This is a genomic window from Afipia massiliensis (assembly GCF_001006325.2).
GTDB classification, from domain to species: Bacteria; Pseudomonadota; Alphaproteobacteria; order Rhizobiales; family Xanthobacteraceae; genus Afipia; species Afipia massiliensis_A.
Genome location: NZ_LBIA02000001.1, coordinates 3,817,798 through 3,832,385, shown reverse-complemented (window position 1 = coordinate 3,832,385; position 14,588 = coordinate 3,817,798). Strand labels below are relative to the sequence as shown.

Here is a 14,588-nt window from a genome sequence, read left to right as displayed (position 1 = left end):
GTGGAAGGCTAGCGTCCGGCTGCTTCGCGTGCCGCCTGCAGTTTGGCGAAATCCTCGCCGGCGTGATGCGAGGAGCGCGTCAGCGGGCTCGCAGAAACCATCAGGAACCCCTTGGTGTAGGCAACCTTCTCGTAGCCGCCGAATTCATCCGGCGTCACATAGCGCATCACCGCATGATGCTTGAGGCTCGGCTGCAGGTACTGGCCGATGGTAAGGAAATCGACATCCGCCGAGCGCAGGTCGTCCATCACCTGCAACACCTCGTGACGCTCCTCGCCGAGGCCGACCATGATGCCGGACTTGGTGAAAATAGTCGGGTCCATTTCCTTGACCCGCTGCAGCAGCCGGATCGAATGGAAGTAGCGCGCGCCGGGCCGCACGGTCAGATAGCGCGACGGCACCGTTTCCAGATTGTGATTGAACACATCGGGCTTGGCCGCAACGACCTGCTCCAGTGCGCCGTCCTTGCGCAGGAAATCCGGCGTCAGAATCTCGATCGTCGTGGTCGGGCAGCTCGCGCGAATCGCGCGGATGGTTTTCGCGAAATGATCGGCGCCGCCGTCGGCGAGATCATCGCGGTCCACCGAGGTGATAACGACATGGTTCAGGCCGAGCTTCGAGACGGCCAGTGCCACATGCTCCGGCTCCGACGCATCGAGCGCGTTCGGCATGCCGGTCTTGACGTTGCAGAAGGCGCAGGCCCGGGTGCAGGTGTCACCCATGATCATGAAGGTGGCGTGCTTCTTGTCCCAGCATTCGCCGATGTTCGGGCAGCCCGCTTCCTCGCATACGGTAACGAGCCCGTTTTCCTTGACGATGTTGCGGGTGTTTGCATAGCCGCGCGAATTCGGCGCGCGCACGCGAATCCAGTCGGGCTTCGCCGGCGACTTCGAATCCGGCCGGTTGACCTTCTCCGGATGGCGCGGGCGCACCTGATTGGAAGATACCGTATCGATCAGAACAACCATGAAAAGTCCGCGATTTCCCTCGACTTACCTAAGCCTGCCGCCCCCTTGGCGCAAGCTATCTGCGTCGCCTTGATAGGGCATGATCTTTTCCGAAAACCGGTTTCCACTTTTCGGGATCATGCCTTACCCTGGAATGCATATCACGTCCTGAAGCAGTCCAGCATGGCCCTCCGCGCACATCCCCTGCCCATAAATGGCTGAAAACCGCCTTCCCGCCCCTGCAGGACGCCTGCTGACGCGCAAATTCTTTGCCCGCAGCGTCCATGAGGTTGCTCCTGACCTGATCGGGGCGACGCTGCTGGTGGACGGTGTCGGCGGCATCATCACCGAGGTCGAGGCCTATCACCACACGGAGCCGGCGGCGCACTCGTTCAACGGGCCGACGCCGCGCAACATGGTGATGTTCGGCCCGCCGGGGTTTCTCTACGTCTACCGCTCCTACGGCATCCACTGGTGCATGAACTTTGTCTGCGAAAAGGAAGGCTCCGCGAGCGCCGTACTAATCCGCGCGATCGAGCCGACCCACGGCATCCCGGCGATGCGTCGCCACCGCGGACTGCACGACGAACGAATGCTGTGTTCTGGACCGGGCAAACTCTGCGAAGCGATGGGCGTGAGCGACAAGCACAATGCGCTGCCGCTCGACGCACCTCCGATTGCGATTTACGCGCGGCTGCGAAAGCCCGAGATCGTCAGCGGCATCCGTATCGGTATCACCAAGGCGGTGGAGCTACCGTGGCGCTACGGATTGAAGAGCTCGAAATTTCTCAGCAAGCCATTTCGTTAAGCAGTAAGCACTCAACCGCCTCATAGGAACCGGAATGCGCAACATTACAGAATACCGACTGGTTATCGCGTCACCTAGCGACGTATTCGAAGAGAGAAAAGCAGTTTTTGAGGCAATCGCTGAATTAAACATGCAACTCGAAGGCAGCAATATATCTGTTCGAGCTATCGGGTGGGAAGAATCCGTATCCCCCGGCATTGGGACCGAACCTCAAGCAGTCATCAACAAGCAACTGTTCCAATCCTATGACATGCTTATTGCCGTTTTCGGGGCAAAGTTAGGTACGCCAACAAAATCGTTTCGATCTGGCAGCATCGAGGAAATCGAAAAAGCCATCGCTGCTACCGAAAGCGTCTTTGAGGATCAGCGGATACAGATATATTTTAAAGATTCCATTCCAGCCTTATCGAAAATAGACGCTGGCGAACTCGCAGATGTTCTCGCTTTTCGATCACAGCTTGGGGAGCAGGGAATACTTTATAGCACCTTCCTTGAGCCCGGAGAACTATCCAAAGCCGTTCGCATAAATGTCCAGCGCGCGGTAATGAAGTTGCTTAACTCTGCAAAGGAGGTCCAGAATACCTCAGCGCCTGCTCTGACATCAATTGAACTAACCAACTTTGACGAACCTGACGAGCCAGGATTTCTCGATTTAATGGAGGCGTCCGAAAGAGCCGTAGCTGAAATGACTCGTGAGTTAGAGGGTCTATCAAAAATTGTAGATGAAATTGGCAACGAAGCGACAAAGCAGACCGCAACTTTTGAACAGCTTAATGCAGCGGACGTATCGACAACTGTCAAAAAGTCATCCGCAAACGATTTCGCTGCCTTTCTGGTGACCAATGCCCAACAACTTCTTGATCGATCATCGCGAGCTCGCATTCTGTTCAGAAATTTGTTTGAGGCTCAAACTGAGCTTCAACTGATCATTCTCGGAAATCTTAAAGAAGAAGAGCTTGCGAAAGCTAAACATGCCATGACTCAAGGGTTCAGTGAGATGCTTACCAACGCGATTGGTACGCGCGATACCATGATCGCCTTTAAACAAACCGTAGAAGCCCTCCCTCGGATAACGAGTCAATTTAATCGAGCTAAGAAACGACTGGTAGAGGCCATAACCGAGAATATCGATTATCTGAACGACGTGGAGCGGGGAACTCTGAAACTTATCTTTGACTAGCTTCGGATTGTCGCATCCGTATCGGCATCACCAAGGCGGTGGAGCTACCGTGGCGCTACGGATTGAAGGGCTCGAAATTTCTCAGCAAGCCGTTTCCGGCATAAGGCGAAACGGTGACGAACTTCGCTGCAAAAGGCGAACCGGTGACGTAACCGCGACATCTCAGAATTTCGCGATGTTTGCATCGCGGCGACGTAGCTCCGTCGAAGCGCGCGCTTGTTATGCGCCGCGTGCATGACCGTGAAGGCACGCAAGCCTCGAAAACGTGCATCCATCAGAATGCAGGCATTCGCAATACTCGTCCCTCACAAGCCGTCATTGCGAGGAACGTAGCGACGAAGCAATCCAGTTCTCGCTTTTCAAAAGCTGGATTGCTTCGCTTCGCTCGCAATGACGAGAGAGACAATTTGACCTGAATCAAATCGCCGCATGGCAGACGGCTTCGATCCGGTTGCCGTCCGGGTCGCGCAGGAACGCGGCGTAATAGGACGCGTGGTAGTTGCGCAGGCCCGGCGCGCCATCGTCGCTGCCGCCTGCTGCGAGCCCCGCGTCCCAGAATGCATCAACCTGAGTTTGCCACTTCGCCTTGAAGCACCAGTGCCGGCCGGCGGCGTCCTCGGGCTTCGCGCCCTTGCGGATCGAGATGTAGACGCGATCGGGATAAGCGGAACGCGAGCGTTCGCCGTAGCCAAGCCAATCATCTCGGCGTCCGATCTTGACGACGCCAAGCGCATTCATGATCGCATCATAGAACCGCTCAGCAGCCGCTATGTCGGAGACGGTAATCGAAACATGATCGAGCATCGGTCACTCCGGGATTATCACTCCGTGATGTTCACTAGCCAGACTACATTCAGGCCCGGCGTTTTGAGAAGTCGGTCAGCAATGCAAACAAAATGACGGGAAGTGTTGCGATTGCGATGGGTATGAATGCAAACGCCGGATTTCCGCTGGCGTCCCACGCGATCCCGCCGATGATTGAGATGAGCATCGCGACGCCATAACCGATTGTGAATACCCCCGCAGACATGCGGGGCACGTCATCGGATGCAACCAGCAGAGCGGGCAGCGTCAGAACGAGGGTCAGCACAACCGCGCAGGAAAAGCCGATAAAGGCGGCTGCCGCCAGAACGCCCCACAGGCTCGTTGCGGACAAAACGCCTGCAATGGCGGCGAGTCCAATCACCGCGCCACCAATGAGCGGCCACTTCTTTCGTTCCCATGGGCTCGACATGACCAGCAGAATGAACGACGCCGGCAACTGCCCGACGTTCAGCGCGGTGAGCGCGGGACCAATCAGGTCCGTACGCTCGGTGTGAAGCAAAAATCCGGGAAGGAACGCGTTGGAGCAGAAGTAAAGCTGGTTGCTGGTGCTCATCATCAGGCCGAGCTTCCAGAGCAACGGATCGCGCCAATCCGGCATCCACTGGCGTGGGCGGGAGACCGGCGCGCTCTTCCCTCCCGGCTGAAACCAGAAGATGATGAGCGCGATGACGACCAGCGGAATTGACCACAGCACGAGGCTGGCCCGCCAGCTTCCGCCGACGACCGGCAATATCACGGCGGCAAGAAGCACCGGGAAGATTTCGCCGAACAGAAGTCCGTTGGTGTAAACGGCGGTGGCGAAGCCGATCTGCCTCGGCACCCATTGGCGGACAATCGGCGGCATCGCCGGTTGCATCACCGCGATCCCCGCCGCCATGACGACGGTTGTGATGTAAAGCACGATCGTATCGGACGTCAGGCCGCGCAAGGCCGAACCCGCCGCAGCGATCAAAAGCCCGATGATCAGCGCGGGCACGGCACCGACACGCGCGATCAGCAGCGAGCCCGGGATCGCGACCAGAGCGAACAGAAAAACCGGAATGGCGTTGAGAATTCCGACTTCGGTGCCGGAAAGCTTGAGATCGAGAATGATGAGCGCCAGCACCGGCGGGACCGCAAGGATGGTCAGACGAAGGCCATTCCCTGCGAGCCAAAGGAGAAAAAGCGCGCCGAATGTGGAGCGTGCCGAGCTCACGCCACGTCCTTCAGCCGCTCCAGTGCTTCGAGAATCTTCGCCTTGCGGGCTTCGGCTTCGTCACGCTTCTCGCGCTGCTCGTCGATCACCTCTTCCGGCGCATTGGCGACGAACTTCTCGTTGCCGAGCTTAGCGTCGACGCGCTTGATGTCGGCGTCAGCTTTCGCGAGTTCCTTGTCGAGGCGGACCTTTTCAGCAGCGAGATCGATCACGCCCTTGAGCGGGATCGCAGCCACCTCGCCGCGCACCAGCAACTGCACCGAACCATCCGGCGCGCGATCGGCAAACGAAATGTCGCCCAGCCGCGCCAGACGCTTCATCACATCGCTCCAGCGCTCCGCGCGGGATTTGATGTCGGCGGATGCACCGACCAGCACCAGCGGGAACAACGTGGCTGGCGGGATGTTCATTTCGGCGCGCATGGAGCGGATTGCCGAGATGAGTTCGATCAGCCAGCCGATTTCAGCCTCGGCCGCAGGATCGCTGAACTGTTCGATCTCCGGCGCCGGCACAACGATGACCGGCATCGCCATCGGATCGCCGGCGATCGCCGGCTCAAAGATCGGCTCGGCCGGTGCCTTCAGCGGCCATTCAGCCAGTGCGAGCAGCCCGTTGCGCTGCGCCGTCACCGCCCAGAGCTCTTCCGTGAGGAACGGCATGAACGGATGCAGCAGCTTCAGGATCTCGTCGCGTGCCCAGGCGATGCTGGCCTGCGTCTCGACCTTGGCCGGACTGTCCGCGCCCATCAGCACGGGCTTTGCGAGTTCGAGGTACCAGTCGCAATAAATGTTCCAGACGAAGCGGTACATGCTGCCGGCTGCGTCGTTGAAGCGATAGGCCTGAATGGCGTCGGTGACCTCGCGGGTGGCGCGCGCGGTTTCATGCGCGATCCAGCGGTTGAGCGTCTCCTTGGCCTTCGACGGATCGAACCCCTCGGCCAGTGCGCAGCCGTTCATTTCTGCGAAGCGCGATGCGTTCCACAGCTTGGTCGCGAAGTTGCGGTAGCCCTCGACGCGCTGGGTCGAGAGCTTGATGTCGCGGCCCTGCGCCGCCATCGCGGCCAGCGTAAAGCGCAGCGCATCGGCGCCGTAGTCGTCGATCAGGTGCAGCGGATCGATGACGTTGCCTTTCGACTTCGACATCTTTGCGCCCTTCTCGTCGCGGACGAGGGCGTGGATATAGACCGTCGGGAACGGCACGTCCTTCATGAAATGCTTGCCCATCATCATCATCCGGGCGACCCAGAAGAAAATGATGTCGAAGCCCGTCACGAGCACGTTGGTCGGGTAGTAGCGCTTCACGTCAACGTCGGTATCCGGCCATCCGAGCGTCGAGAACGGCCACAGCGCCGACGAGAACCATGTGTCGAGCACGTCTTCGTCGCGCGTGATAAAGCCCTCGCGCTTCGCCGGATCGACGGCCATGTCATGGCCCTGCTCTTCCGTGATGATTTCCTTCTCGACGTAGTAGCCGAGCGCCTTGCCGACGGCCTCGTCTTCGGTCTCGGCGACGAACACCTTGCCGTCCGGGCCGTACCACGCCGGAATCTGATGACCCCACCAGAGCTGACGCGAGATGCACCACGGCTGGATGTTCTCCATCCACTCGAAGTAGGTCTTCTCCCAGTTCTTCGGCACAAACGCGGTCTCACCGCTGCGCACCGCGGCAATCGCGGGGGCGGCGAGCGTCTTCGCGTCGACGTACCACTGGTCGGTCAGATACGGCTCGATCACGACGCCGGAACGGTCGCCGTGCGGCACCATGTGCGTGTTGGGTTCGATCTTGTCGAGGAAGCCGGTTTCCTCGAGCCTCGCGACAATCAGCTTGCGCGCGGCAAAGCGGTCCTTGCCGTCAAGTTCTTCCGCGAAGATCAATGCGGCTTCCGGCAGGTCGCGCAGATAATCCTCGTTGCCGGAGAGCGACATGCGGCCTTCCTGATCGAGCACGCTGATGGAGCGCAGGCTGTGGCGGCGGCCGACCTCGAAGTCGTTGAAGTCGTGCGCCGGCGTGATCTTCACCGCGCCCGAGCCCTTCTCCGGATCGGAGTACTCGTCGGCGACAATCGGAATCAGGCGACCGACCAGCGGCAGCACCGCTCTCTTGCCGACGAGATGTCTGTAGCGATCGTCATCCGGGTTCACGGCGACAGCCGTGTCGCCGAGCATGGTCTCGGGGCGCGTGGTTGCGACCACGATGTAGGTCGAGGGATCTTCCGCGTTATAGGCGACGCCTTCGAGCGGATAACGCAGGTGCCAGAGGCTGCCCTTGACCTCGATCTGCTGGACTTCGAGGTCCGAAATCGCGGTCAGCAGTTTCGGATCCCAATTGACCAGCCGCTTGTCCTTGTAGATCAGGCCCTGCGCGTAGAGTTCGACGAACACTTTCGCGACGGCGCGCGACAGCCCCTCGTCCATGGTGAAGCGTTCGCGCGACCAGTCGCACGATGCGCCGAGGCGCTTGAGCTGGTTGACGATGACGCCGCCGGACTCGGCCTTCCACTTCCAGACCCGCTCCAGAAACTTCGCGCGCCCCATGTCGCGGCGGCCCGGCTCCTGCCGTTCCATCAACTGCCGCTCGACCACCATCTGGGTGGCGATGCCGGCGTGATCGGTGCCGGGCTGCCAAAGCACGTCGCGGCCGCGCATACGCTCGAACCGGCACAGGATGTCCTGCAGCGTGTTGTTCAGCGCGTGTCCCATGTGCAGCGAGCCGGTGACGTTCGGCGGCGGGATCACGATGGTGAAGGGTTCGGCCTCGCGCCGCTCGGGCCGTCCGGCCTTGAACGCGCCGGCGTCTTCCCAGGCGCTGGCGATGCGGGTCTCGATTTCGGCGGGCTGATAATTTTTCTCGATCATCTTGCGTGCAATCGTGGGTTTATCGCGCTGGAACGCATCCAGCGCGCTCTAGCGCGTTTTCAGGCGTTGTGAAATCCGGAATGCGTTCGGAAACGCGAGCACAACTATATTGGGTGTTGGCCCTGAAAGCAAAACCTGCGGTATTCCGGGCACTTCCTGCCAGGAATTGAAGGTTCTGGGTAAAGCCGCCTGCCTTGGATGGCTTGCTTTGGCGCGCGGTCAGCGGCCGCGGGAGACCCGTTCGATCTCGGCCTTGACGATCCGCTCGACCAACTGGGGCAGATTGTCGTCCAGCCAGGACTTCAGCATCGGACGGAGCATCTCCTTGACGAGATCCTCCAGCGTCCGGGCGTTGTTGCTCAGGACGGTGTTCTGCAGCGCGTTGAAAGCGGACTCGACCGCGGACACCGTCGAGCCCGACAGAATCTGCTGCGACGACATCTGGGGCGAAGGCATTTCGCGCGGCGGCGCCCGCTCGGTGAAGCTGGGCGCTTCCATCGCCGGGGCGCGGTGAGGAGAAACTTGAACCATCGGCGACTCGGTAAACTCCAGATCATCCTCGGGTTCGATCTTGTTGAACGACGGCGGAGGCGTTTCCGGCACCGCCATCTGTTCAGTCAGTTCGAACACATCATTGTCTTCCTCAGGCTCTTCGGCCTTTGGCGGCGCGGCGGGCGCATCAAAGCTCGCCATCATCGCGTCGATTTCGTCCTGGCTGTTCTTTGCTGCAGGTGCAGGAGCCGGCTTAGGTGCAGGCGCCGCAGCAACAGCCGGTTTAGCCGGTGCGATCTTGGACGGCGGAATGCCCGACATCACCGGACGCGCCGGTGCGGGACGGGACATTTCCGCCTTGGGAACTTCGGTCTTTGGAGGCGCGGCAGCCGGAACAGCAGCAACCGGAGCCGCCGCAGCCGGTGCGGCAGTTCCTGCAGCCGGTTTCGCTTCGTCATCCGAAATGATGCGCCTGATCGACGCCAGAATCTCCTCCATGGAGGGCTCCTGCGCCTTTGCCGGTTGCGTCATCTCCGACTCCAAATCCTCGGCTCCAGATCATAGGACCTGCAGAGCCGCACACCACCGTCACGAATCGCTTTAGCGACCCTTCAGAACGGTATGTCATGGCAACAATTGATTGCAAGCAACGGCCTGCAAAGTCGGCCGGTTGATCACAGCGCTGACGGCCGTTTGTGCCGGCGTCCAACACCGAGGCCTAAGGCTTGTCTCTCTCGCCTTGCACGTCATTCCGGACGGCCCGCGCAAGCGGGCCGATCCGGAATCCCGAAGAGTTCATCGGAAGCAATTTCTGGATTCCGGGCTCGCTCACAAGCGCTCGCGCCCCGGAATGACAGTGCTTGATGGCAGTGCTTAAAAGGCGGTAGCCGGATGGCTGCCGCGACCGACGGCCTAGCGGCCGTCGGGAGTCCGTACGCCGAACCAGCTATCGCGCACCTGATGATAGTGGACGCTCGGATCGTAGACGTTGGTCGCGAGTTTCAGCACGCTCGGCGACAGACGTCCGATGGAGTTCAGCACGCTGTAGGACGCGACGACGCGATCGTGCTGCGCCGTCACCAGCGCGACGCGGGCGTTCACCAGCGCCTGCTGCGCGTTCAAGACGTCGAGCGTCGTGCGCTGCCCGACCCTCGCCTCTTCGCGAACGCCGTTGAGCGCGATTTCAGACGCGGTCACCTGCGATTGCGCCGACTGAACCTGCGCCTTGCCGGCAGTAAGCTGGCCCCACGCCTGCGCAACGGTCGCGCGGGTCTGATCGCGAACCTGTTCGAGATTGAGGCGCTGCTGCGCCAGCGTTTCTTTCGACTGACGGATCAAGGCATATTCTGCGCCGCCCTGATAGACCGGTACGGTCAACTGGGCGACGGCGGACGCGCCGAATGCCCGGTACTGGGACATCGTGCTCTCATAGGACTGCTGCACGCTGCCCTGAAGCGTGACAACCGGGAACAGCGCACCTTCGCTGACTTTGACCTGAAGGAAACTGACGTCGATGCCGTACATGGCGGCAGTCACGTTGGGGTTTTCCAGAAGACCGCGATCGATCGCGCCGTTCAGCGTGGTCGGCAGGAAACGATCAACGGGTGAACCAGGCGCAAGATTGACGGGGTCGTTGCCGATGATGCGGCGGAAGTTTGCGCGCGTGGACGTCAGGTTCGATTCCGCCGTCAGAAGCTGGGTACGGCCGTTCGCCAGTTGGGCTTCGGACTGGGCCACGTCGGTGCGGGTCACTTCGCCGACGTTGAAGCGGTCGCGGGTCTGCTTGAGGGTCTGCTCGAGCACACGGACGTTGCTCTTCTGCACCTCAACGATGGCCGAGTCGCGCAGGTAATCCATGTAGATCGTCGCAGCCGAGAACAGCACGGTCTGTTCGAGCACGCGCAAACCTTCGCGCGCTGCGGAGACCTGGCTTTCCGCCGAGCGGGTGCGGTTGGCAGTTTGCCCACCGTTGAACAACGTCTGGGTCACCGTTGCGCCGACCGAGCGCGGCGCATTCACGCCCGCGATGCTGGTGGTGCTCACGCGCCCACCAACCTGGGTGTTCTGCGCGGTGTCGGTGTACTGGGTTCCGGCGCTGGCCGTCACGGCGACGCGTGGACGGTAACCGGAGAGCGCCTGCGGCACGCTTTCGTCAGTAGCGCGGACCGATGCGCGCTGAGCGTTTAATTGCGGGTTATTCTGGTAGGCACGCACCAGTGCGGCTTCGATGGTGTCGGCTATGACAGGCGTTGTGGCGAGCTGACCCATCAAGAGAGCCGCGAGAGCGACACCCGCACTGAGTTTCGTCCGATTTTTAGCTTGCATTACGTCTGTCCCCAAACCGGTTCCGCTCGCCATTTGGGCGCCCGTACACCGGGTAACTGAGTCGCCTTTGCCCGTGCGCGTCAGTCTAGCATCGGCAAGCCGGGGGGAAACCCCGTCCCGCCCGGGTGCCACCGAAACAGTGTGGCTGGGACATTGTAGCCACACCTGCGTGATTCCGAGAAAGCGATCCTAGAAAGTGAACGCCGGACGGCGCTCCAGACCCGTCAAGACCGGCGCGGAGGCATCAAAAAGCATCCGGCTGCCGAAATCCGCCGGTGAGCGCGCTACCAAGGTCGCCCGTGGAGGCTTGCGGGTCGCAAAGACGCCGACAAGCCGGCCGCCCATCTTCAACTGCTCATAGAGTCCGTGAGGCTCGATTTCCGTGGCCCCGTCCATGACGATGACGTCATACGGCCCGCGAGCGCGGTCGCCATCGGCAGGCGCAGCCGCGATCACCGTCACATTGGCGAGACCCAGACCCGCCAGATTCTTTGTCGCCGCGGCTGCCAGCGACGAATCAGGCTCGGTGGCGAACACCTCGGCAGCGAGGTGCGCAACGACAGCCGCCGAATAGCCGGTCGCGCAGCCGACCACCAGCACACGATCCGTGTCGGAGATCGCTGCTGCCTGCAGCATTTTTGCAAGCACCGCGGGCTTGATCAGGTGGCGTTTCGCCTGCCCGTCCGCGGCAACATCGATATCCATATCCAGATAGGCGATCGGACGCTTGCCGTCCGGCACGAACTGTTCGCGCGGCACCGCGAGCATCGCATCAATGATGCGCAGGTCCGTCACATCGCTCGGACGCACCTGACAGTCGACCATATTCTGCCGCGCGGCCGTGAAATCTGACATGGGATAACCTCAAGACGGAACTGATTGGGACAGCCGGATCGACGTATCCGGCGCGGGCATATTTGCGGCAAGGCAGAATACGTTGCAAGCCTGTCTATGGTATGGGCTTACGGCCGATGGCAGCATGCCGGGGCATGGTGGGAAATGATGGCACATCATATGACAACACTTCCGTTCCGCTTTCACATTTCTGGCCTGGTGCTGGCTGCACTGATGATCGGCGCAAGCATCATCCCCGCCCCTGCGCAAACGGCCGCGACACCGGCGGACACCGCGGATCAGGCTCCCAAGCGCAAGAAGATGGTCGAGCGCGCTGCTGCCATCATGAAGGCGCTCGGAGATGCTTCGGCGAAGCGCGGGCAGAAACTCCCGGCGCTGGCCGACTATTACGCCGCGAAGGCCGACCTCAAGTCGATCGATCCGTCTGCCCCGGAAGCGCCACGGGCCAAGAAGCTGCTGGCCGCGATGCAGAAGAACGAGCGCGAATATGTCCGCAAGCTCGGCACCAACAACATCGACGCCAAACTTGATTCGCTCGCCGGCAACGTCGAGGGCCGCAGGAAATTCGCAGCCGACACCCGCAAGCAGATGTCGCGGCGGGGGCTTTCAATGGATATCGGCACGTCCGACGAGCACGAGACGGTGTTGAGCATCAAGTATTTCAAGATGGATCGGCCGACGGTTCTCAGTCTCGCGAGATCCGGCAAGATATTCGACAGGGCGCGCGATCTCGGATTCCGGTCCGTGATCTTCACGGATGGCCGCCTGACCTGGACCTATGACGTGGCAGCCAATTCATTCAAATGAAGAAAGATCAGCGCAAACGCCGCAGCGGAATGCCGGCATCGGGTACGGACACATCAGTTCCGGAGTCTGGGTCCGGCGCGCTGTCCGCAACCGGCTTGTCGACTGTCCGGCGGCAGATGGGCGAGTTCGACGACCTGCCGCCCGAGGTGCGCGCGGCATTGATGTCCGCGAATGAGCCCAGCGATCAGATGATCGATGTCCTCTGCACCATGCATCGCAGCGGTTTTCCGGTCGAAGCCCTGATGAAGGTGATCACGGCAAGCAACGCCAAGGGCAGCAGCTAAATTGAGGGCGTGGTTATCACCGCCGCAAATCCGCCCAACCGGGCTCGGCTGCGGCATAAAGACGGCCCCCGGTCACGGGATTGCATAAGTGCCTGTGCCCTTGTAACTACTCCGCCAGTGGGGCCACGTGGCGGAGTGGTTACGCAACGGTCTGCAAAACCGTGTACACCGGTTCAATTCCGGTCGTGGCCTCCAATATTCTCTTATCCATTCACACACATCGCTCTTTTTTCGGCGATTTACGCTTTGCAAGACTCGGGGCCTTTGCTATAGGCGGCCCATTGCTGCTTCAGCAGTATTCCTCGGTAGCTCAGCGGTAGAGCATTCGACTGTTAATCGAATGGTCGCTGGTTCGAATCCAGCCCGGGGAGCCAATCAAATCAATCACTTAACTGTTCCCGATCCTTCCCTGCCTTGCGGGGGCCTGCGCATGTGCCTAGCTTCTCGAAGGGCGCGGCGGGCAATCCCGGAATGGAACAGGCGGTTTTGAAGTGAGTGCAGAATCCAGGGCCGAGCTTAACCGCCACTTTGAGTGGATCGCGGATCGGCTTCCGGAAAAAGGCGGCCGTTTCGTGCGCTGGTTGCGTCAGCCGTCATCGCGATTGGTGCGGATTCCCCTCGCCTTTTTTCTTGTCGTTGGCGGCATTTTCAGTTTCCTGCCCATTCTGGGCCTCTGGATGTTGCCGCTCGGCCTGATGCTGATTGCCCAGGACGTGCCGTTCCTTCAGCGGCCGCTTGCCCATGCGCTTGGATGGGTCGAGCGAAAATGGCTGGGCCGGAAGAACGGACAGTCCTAGTGGTCCGATTCTAACATTCGCATCCCATTACAGCGGGTATCCTTGCGAATGTTAGAATCGACGGACCACTAGCAAGTATAAGTTTCTAGTGGAGTTTTGGATTTGACATTCGCTTCGCGGACTCGCAGCGCTTGGGTAGCGAATGTCAAATCCACTCCACTAGCCGTCACAGGAAGCCGGGAATGAACTCACCTCTCGACATTATTGTTCCGATCCTGATGGGCGCGGCGCTGCTGTGGTGGATCGGCCGTGGCATGGGCGGACGGTCGATGTTGATCGCCACTGCAGTGACACTCGCGGTCATCGTCGGCGTGTTGCTGGTGCAGAACGCCGGCTGGCGCTGACGCGGCTTCAGCTAACGCCTTACTTGTTGGTTTTTGGATTGCTTCACTTCGCTCGCAATGACCAAGCTTAGTCTACCCGCCGCGATTGCTGACAATCAGAATCAGGTCGAGGCCTTGGCGCCCTTGCCCCGCCTGTTTTCCGGACGCCGATAATCGCGCTTGGGCCGAGGCTTCGGCGCGAGTTCGGGCATCGTCGACTGAACGGCGCGATACTGTGTCAGCATCCGCTGGAACGTCGCATTGAGTTCCGTCTCGATGTCCGCGCGTCCTTCAAGCCTACTGAGCACCATGCCCGCAGCTTCGATGGTCGACAGTCCGTCGCGCCGCGGCTCCTTGCGCAGCTTGCCGTAGAGTGACGGCTGCGCTGGCCCAAGGATGATGCGCCGGCATTTCAGCATCCACGCATTGCGCCACCACAGCGCCTTGGCCTGGCTCCACGTCCCGTCGAGCAGCACCACGCCTTCGATGTCCTTCAGGATCGATCGCTGGCTCTCCTCGAGCTCACCCTTGCGGTCGATGGCGACGATGTCCCGTTCGGTCGCGAGATCGGCGACCTTCGCCGAGCCGAGATAGAGGATCGCCCAGTCGAGCGGATCGACGGAACGGCCCAGCGCCTTGGACAGGCTCGGCCATGACAGGCCGATCTTGTGGGTCACTTTCTTGAAATGCTGTGCCGTCAGCCGCGCGGTGCCAAGCGCCCTGTCCTGCTCCTGCGGATGCTGCAGGATCAGGAGTTCGATCCGGTTTGCGATGGGCGTGACGCTGTCGCAGATGCACAGCGGCAGCGGCTTGCCGCAGCGGGGGCACTCTTCGATCTCTTCAGGCGCATCGGCGCCCGGCTTGGCTTTGGCGGCTTTTGACATGGGTCCGGCTA

At 60.7% G+C, this 14,588-nt stretch carries 14 protein-coding genes, 2 tRNA genes and 1 pseudogene; 9 read left to right on the top strand and 8 right to left on the bottom strand.

The genetic code is table 11. From position 1 onward, the window contains the following. Positions 1-8: 8 nt before the first annotated feature. Positions 9-968: a lipoyl synthase gene (lipA, locus tag YH63_RS18520; protein WP_046826334.1), complete on the bottom strand. Its 960-nt coding sequence runs from the start codon at positions 966-968 to the stop codon at positions 9-11. A 193-nt stretch (positions 969-1,161) separates the two neighbouring features. Between lipA and YH63_RS18515 the strand changes: the two genes are divergently transcribed. From YH63_RS18515 to YH63_RS21870, 3 genes and pseudogenes are all read left to right on the top strand, one after another. After that, entirely contained in the window at positions 1,162-1,755 is a 594-nt protein-coding gene (locus YH63_RS18515; protein ID WP_046826335.1) for a DNA-3-methyladenine glycosylase, read from the top strand. 34 nt (positions 1,756-1,789) lie between these two features. After that, positions 1,790-2,935, top strand: a complete 1,146-nt coding sequence (locus tag YH63_RS18510; RefSeq protein ID WP_052753790.1) for a hypothetical protein — start codon at positions 1,790-1,792, stop codon at positions 2,933-2,935. A 14-nt stretch (positions 2,936-2,949) separates the two neighbouring features. Continuing rightward, a pseudogene (locus YH63_RS21870) lies at positions 2,950-3,039 on the top strand (DNA-3-methyladenine glycosylase); the annotation flags it as partial. A gap of 313 nt (positions 3,040-3,352) precedes the next feature. On the opposite strand, the gene YH63_RS18500 reads toward YH63_RS21870, so the two are convergent. The 6 genes from YH63_RS18500 to YH63_RS18475 all read right to left on the bottom strand — a co-directional run bounded on the left by YH63_RS18500 (position 3,353) and on the right by YH63_RS18475 (position 11,482). After that, positions 3,353-3,739: a VOC family protein gene (locus YH63_RS18500; protein ID WP_046826336.1), complete on the bottom strand. Its 387-nt coding sequence runs from the start codon at positions 3,737-3,739 to the stop codon at positions 3,353-3,355. A gap of 49 nt (positions 3,740-3,788) precedes the next feature. Next, positions 3,789-4,955 carry an MFS transporter gene (locus tag YH63_RS18495; RefSeq protein WP_046826337.1) on the bottom strand — a complete coding sequence of 389 codons (1,167 nt, stop codon included), beginning with the start codon at positions 4,953-4,955 and terminating at the stop codon, positions 3,789-3,791. Continuing rightward, the gene (locus tag YH63_RS18490) at positions 4,952-7,810 is read right to left on the bottom strand and encodes a valine--tRNA ligase (RefSeq protein WP_046826338.1); all 2,859 of its coding nucleotides are present in this window, start codon (positions 7,808-7,810) and stop codon (positions 4,952-4,954) included. The genes YH63_RS18495 and YH63_RS18490 overlap by 4 nt, the downstream gene beginning before the upstream one ends. 219 nt (positions 7,811-8,029) lie before the next feature. After that, positions 8,030-8,833 (bottom strand): PopZ family protein, encoded by an 804-nt coding sequence (locus YH63_RS18485; protein ID WP_046826339.1) that lies wholly within the window; start codon positions 8,831-8,833, stop codon positions 8,030-8,032. Between the two features lie 381 nt (positions 8,834-9,214). Then, positions 9,215-10,627: a TolC family outer membrane protein gene (locus YH63_RS18480; RefSeq protein WP_046826340.1), complete on the bottom strand. Its 1,413-nt coding sequence runs from the start codon at positions 10,625-10,627 to the stop codon at positions 9,215-9,217. A gap of 189 nt (positions 10,628-10,816) precedes the next feature. Beyond that, the gene (locus YH63_RS18475; RefSeq protein WP_046826341.1) at positions 10,817-11,482 is read right to left on the bottom strand and encodes a protein-L-isoaspartate O-methyltransferase family protein; all 666 of its coding nucleotides are present in this window, start codon (positions 11,480-11,482) and stop codon (positions 10,817-10,819) included. Between the two features lie 159 nt (positions 11,483-11,641). Between YH63_RS18475 and YH63_RS18470 the strand changes: the two genes are divergently transcribed. The 6 genes from YH63_RS18470 to YH63_RS21700 all read left to right on the top strand — a co-directional run bounded on the left by YH63_RS18470 (position 11,642) and on the right by YH63_RS21700 (position 13,714). Next, a complete protein-coding gene (locus YH63_RS18470) occupies positions 11,642-12,289 on the top strand; it encodes a hypothetical protein (protein ID WP_246658083.1) in 648 nt (215 codons plus the stop codon). Continuing rightward, positions 12,286-12,573, top strand: a complete 288-nt coding sequence (locus YH63_RS18465; RefSeq protein ID WP_046826343.1) for a hypothetical protein — start codon at positions 12,286-12,288, stop codon at positions 12,571-12,573. The genes YH63_RS18470 and YH63_RS18465 overlap by 4 nt, the downstream gene beginning before the upstream one ends. A 121-nt stretch (positions 12,574-12,694) precedes the next feature. Beyond that, positions 12,695-12,768 (top strand) — tRNA-Cys (locus YH63_RS18460). A 104-nt stretch (positions 12,769-12,872) separates the two neighbouring features. Further along, positions 12,873-12,947: transfer RNA gene (locus YH63_RS18455), tRNA-Asn, on the top strand. Between the two features lie 117 nt (positions 12,948-13,064). After that, positions 13,065-13,370: a hypothetical protein gene (locus tag YH63_RS18450; RefSeq protein WP_046826344.1), complete on the top strand. Its 306-nt coding sequence runs from the start codon at positions 13,065-13,067 to the stop codon at positions 13,368-13,370. A 182-nt stretch (positions 13,371-13,552) separates the two neighbouring features. After that, positions 13,553-13,714, top strand: coding sequence for a hypothetical protein (locus tag YH63_RS21700; protein WP_170978712.1), 162 nt, complete (start codon positions 13,553-13,555; stop codon positions 13,712-13,714). A 101-nt stretch (positions 13,715-13,815) separates the two neighbouring features. Here the strand turns inward: YH63_RS21700 and YH63_RS18445 are convergent, their stop codons facing one another. Further along, positions 13,816-14,577, bottom strand: coding sequence for a tRNA-uridine aminocarboxypropyltransferase (locus YH63_RS18445; RefSeq protein ID WP_046826345.1), 762 nt, complete (start codon positions 14,575-14,577; stop codon positions 13,816-13,818). Positions 14,578-14,588: the final 11 nt, after the last annotated feature.

Coding starts and splice junctions, on each gene's coding strand:
- YH63_RS18465 (WP_046826343.1), top strand. CDS start 12,286: ATGAAGAAAGATCAGCGCAAACGCCGCAGCGGAATGCCGGCATCGGGT.
- YH63_RS18485 (WP_046826339.1), bottom strand. CDS start 8,833: ATGACGCAACCGGCAAAGGCGCAGGAGCCCTCCATGGAGGAGATTCTG.
- YH63_RS18475 (WP_046826341.1), bottom strand. CDS start 11,482: ATGTCAGATTTCACGGCCGCGCGGCAGAATATGGTCGACTGTCAGGTG.
- YH63_RS18500 (WP_046826336.1), bottom strand. CDS start 3,739: ATGCTCGATCATGTTTCGATTACCGTCTCCGACATAGCGGCTGCTGAG.
- YH63_RS18515 (WP_046826335.1), top strand. CDS start 1,162: ATGGCTGAAAACCGCCTTCCCGCCCCTGCAGGACGCCTGCTGACGCGC.
- YH63_RS18510 (WP_052753790.1), top strand. CDS start 1,790: ATGCGCAACATTACAGAATACCGACTGGTTATCGCGTCACCTAGCGAC.
- YH63_RS18470 (WP_246658083.1), top strand. CDS start 11,642: ATGACAACACTTCCGTTCCGCTTTCACATTTCTGGCCTGGTGCTGGCT.
- YH63_RS18490 (WP_046826338.1), bottom strand. CDS start 7,810: ATGATCGAGAAAAATTATCAGCCCGCCGAAATCGAGACCCGCATCGCC.
- YH63_RS18445 (WP_046826345.1), bottom strand. CDS start 14,577: ATGTCAAAAGCCGCCAAAGCCAAGCCGGGCGCCGATGCGCCTGAAGAG.
- lipA (WP_046826334.1), bottom strand. CDS start 968: ATGGTTGTTCTGATCGATACGGTATCTTCCAATCAGGTGCGCCCGCGC.
- YH63_RS18480 (WP_046826340.1), bottom strand. CDS start 10,627: ATGCAAGCTAAAAATCGGACGAAACTCAGTGCGGGTGTCGCTCTCGCG.
- YH63_RS21700 (WP_170978712.1), top strand. CDS start 13,553: ATGAACTCACCTCTCGACATTATTGTTCCGATCCTGATGGGCGCGGCG.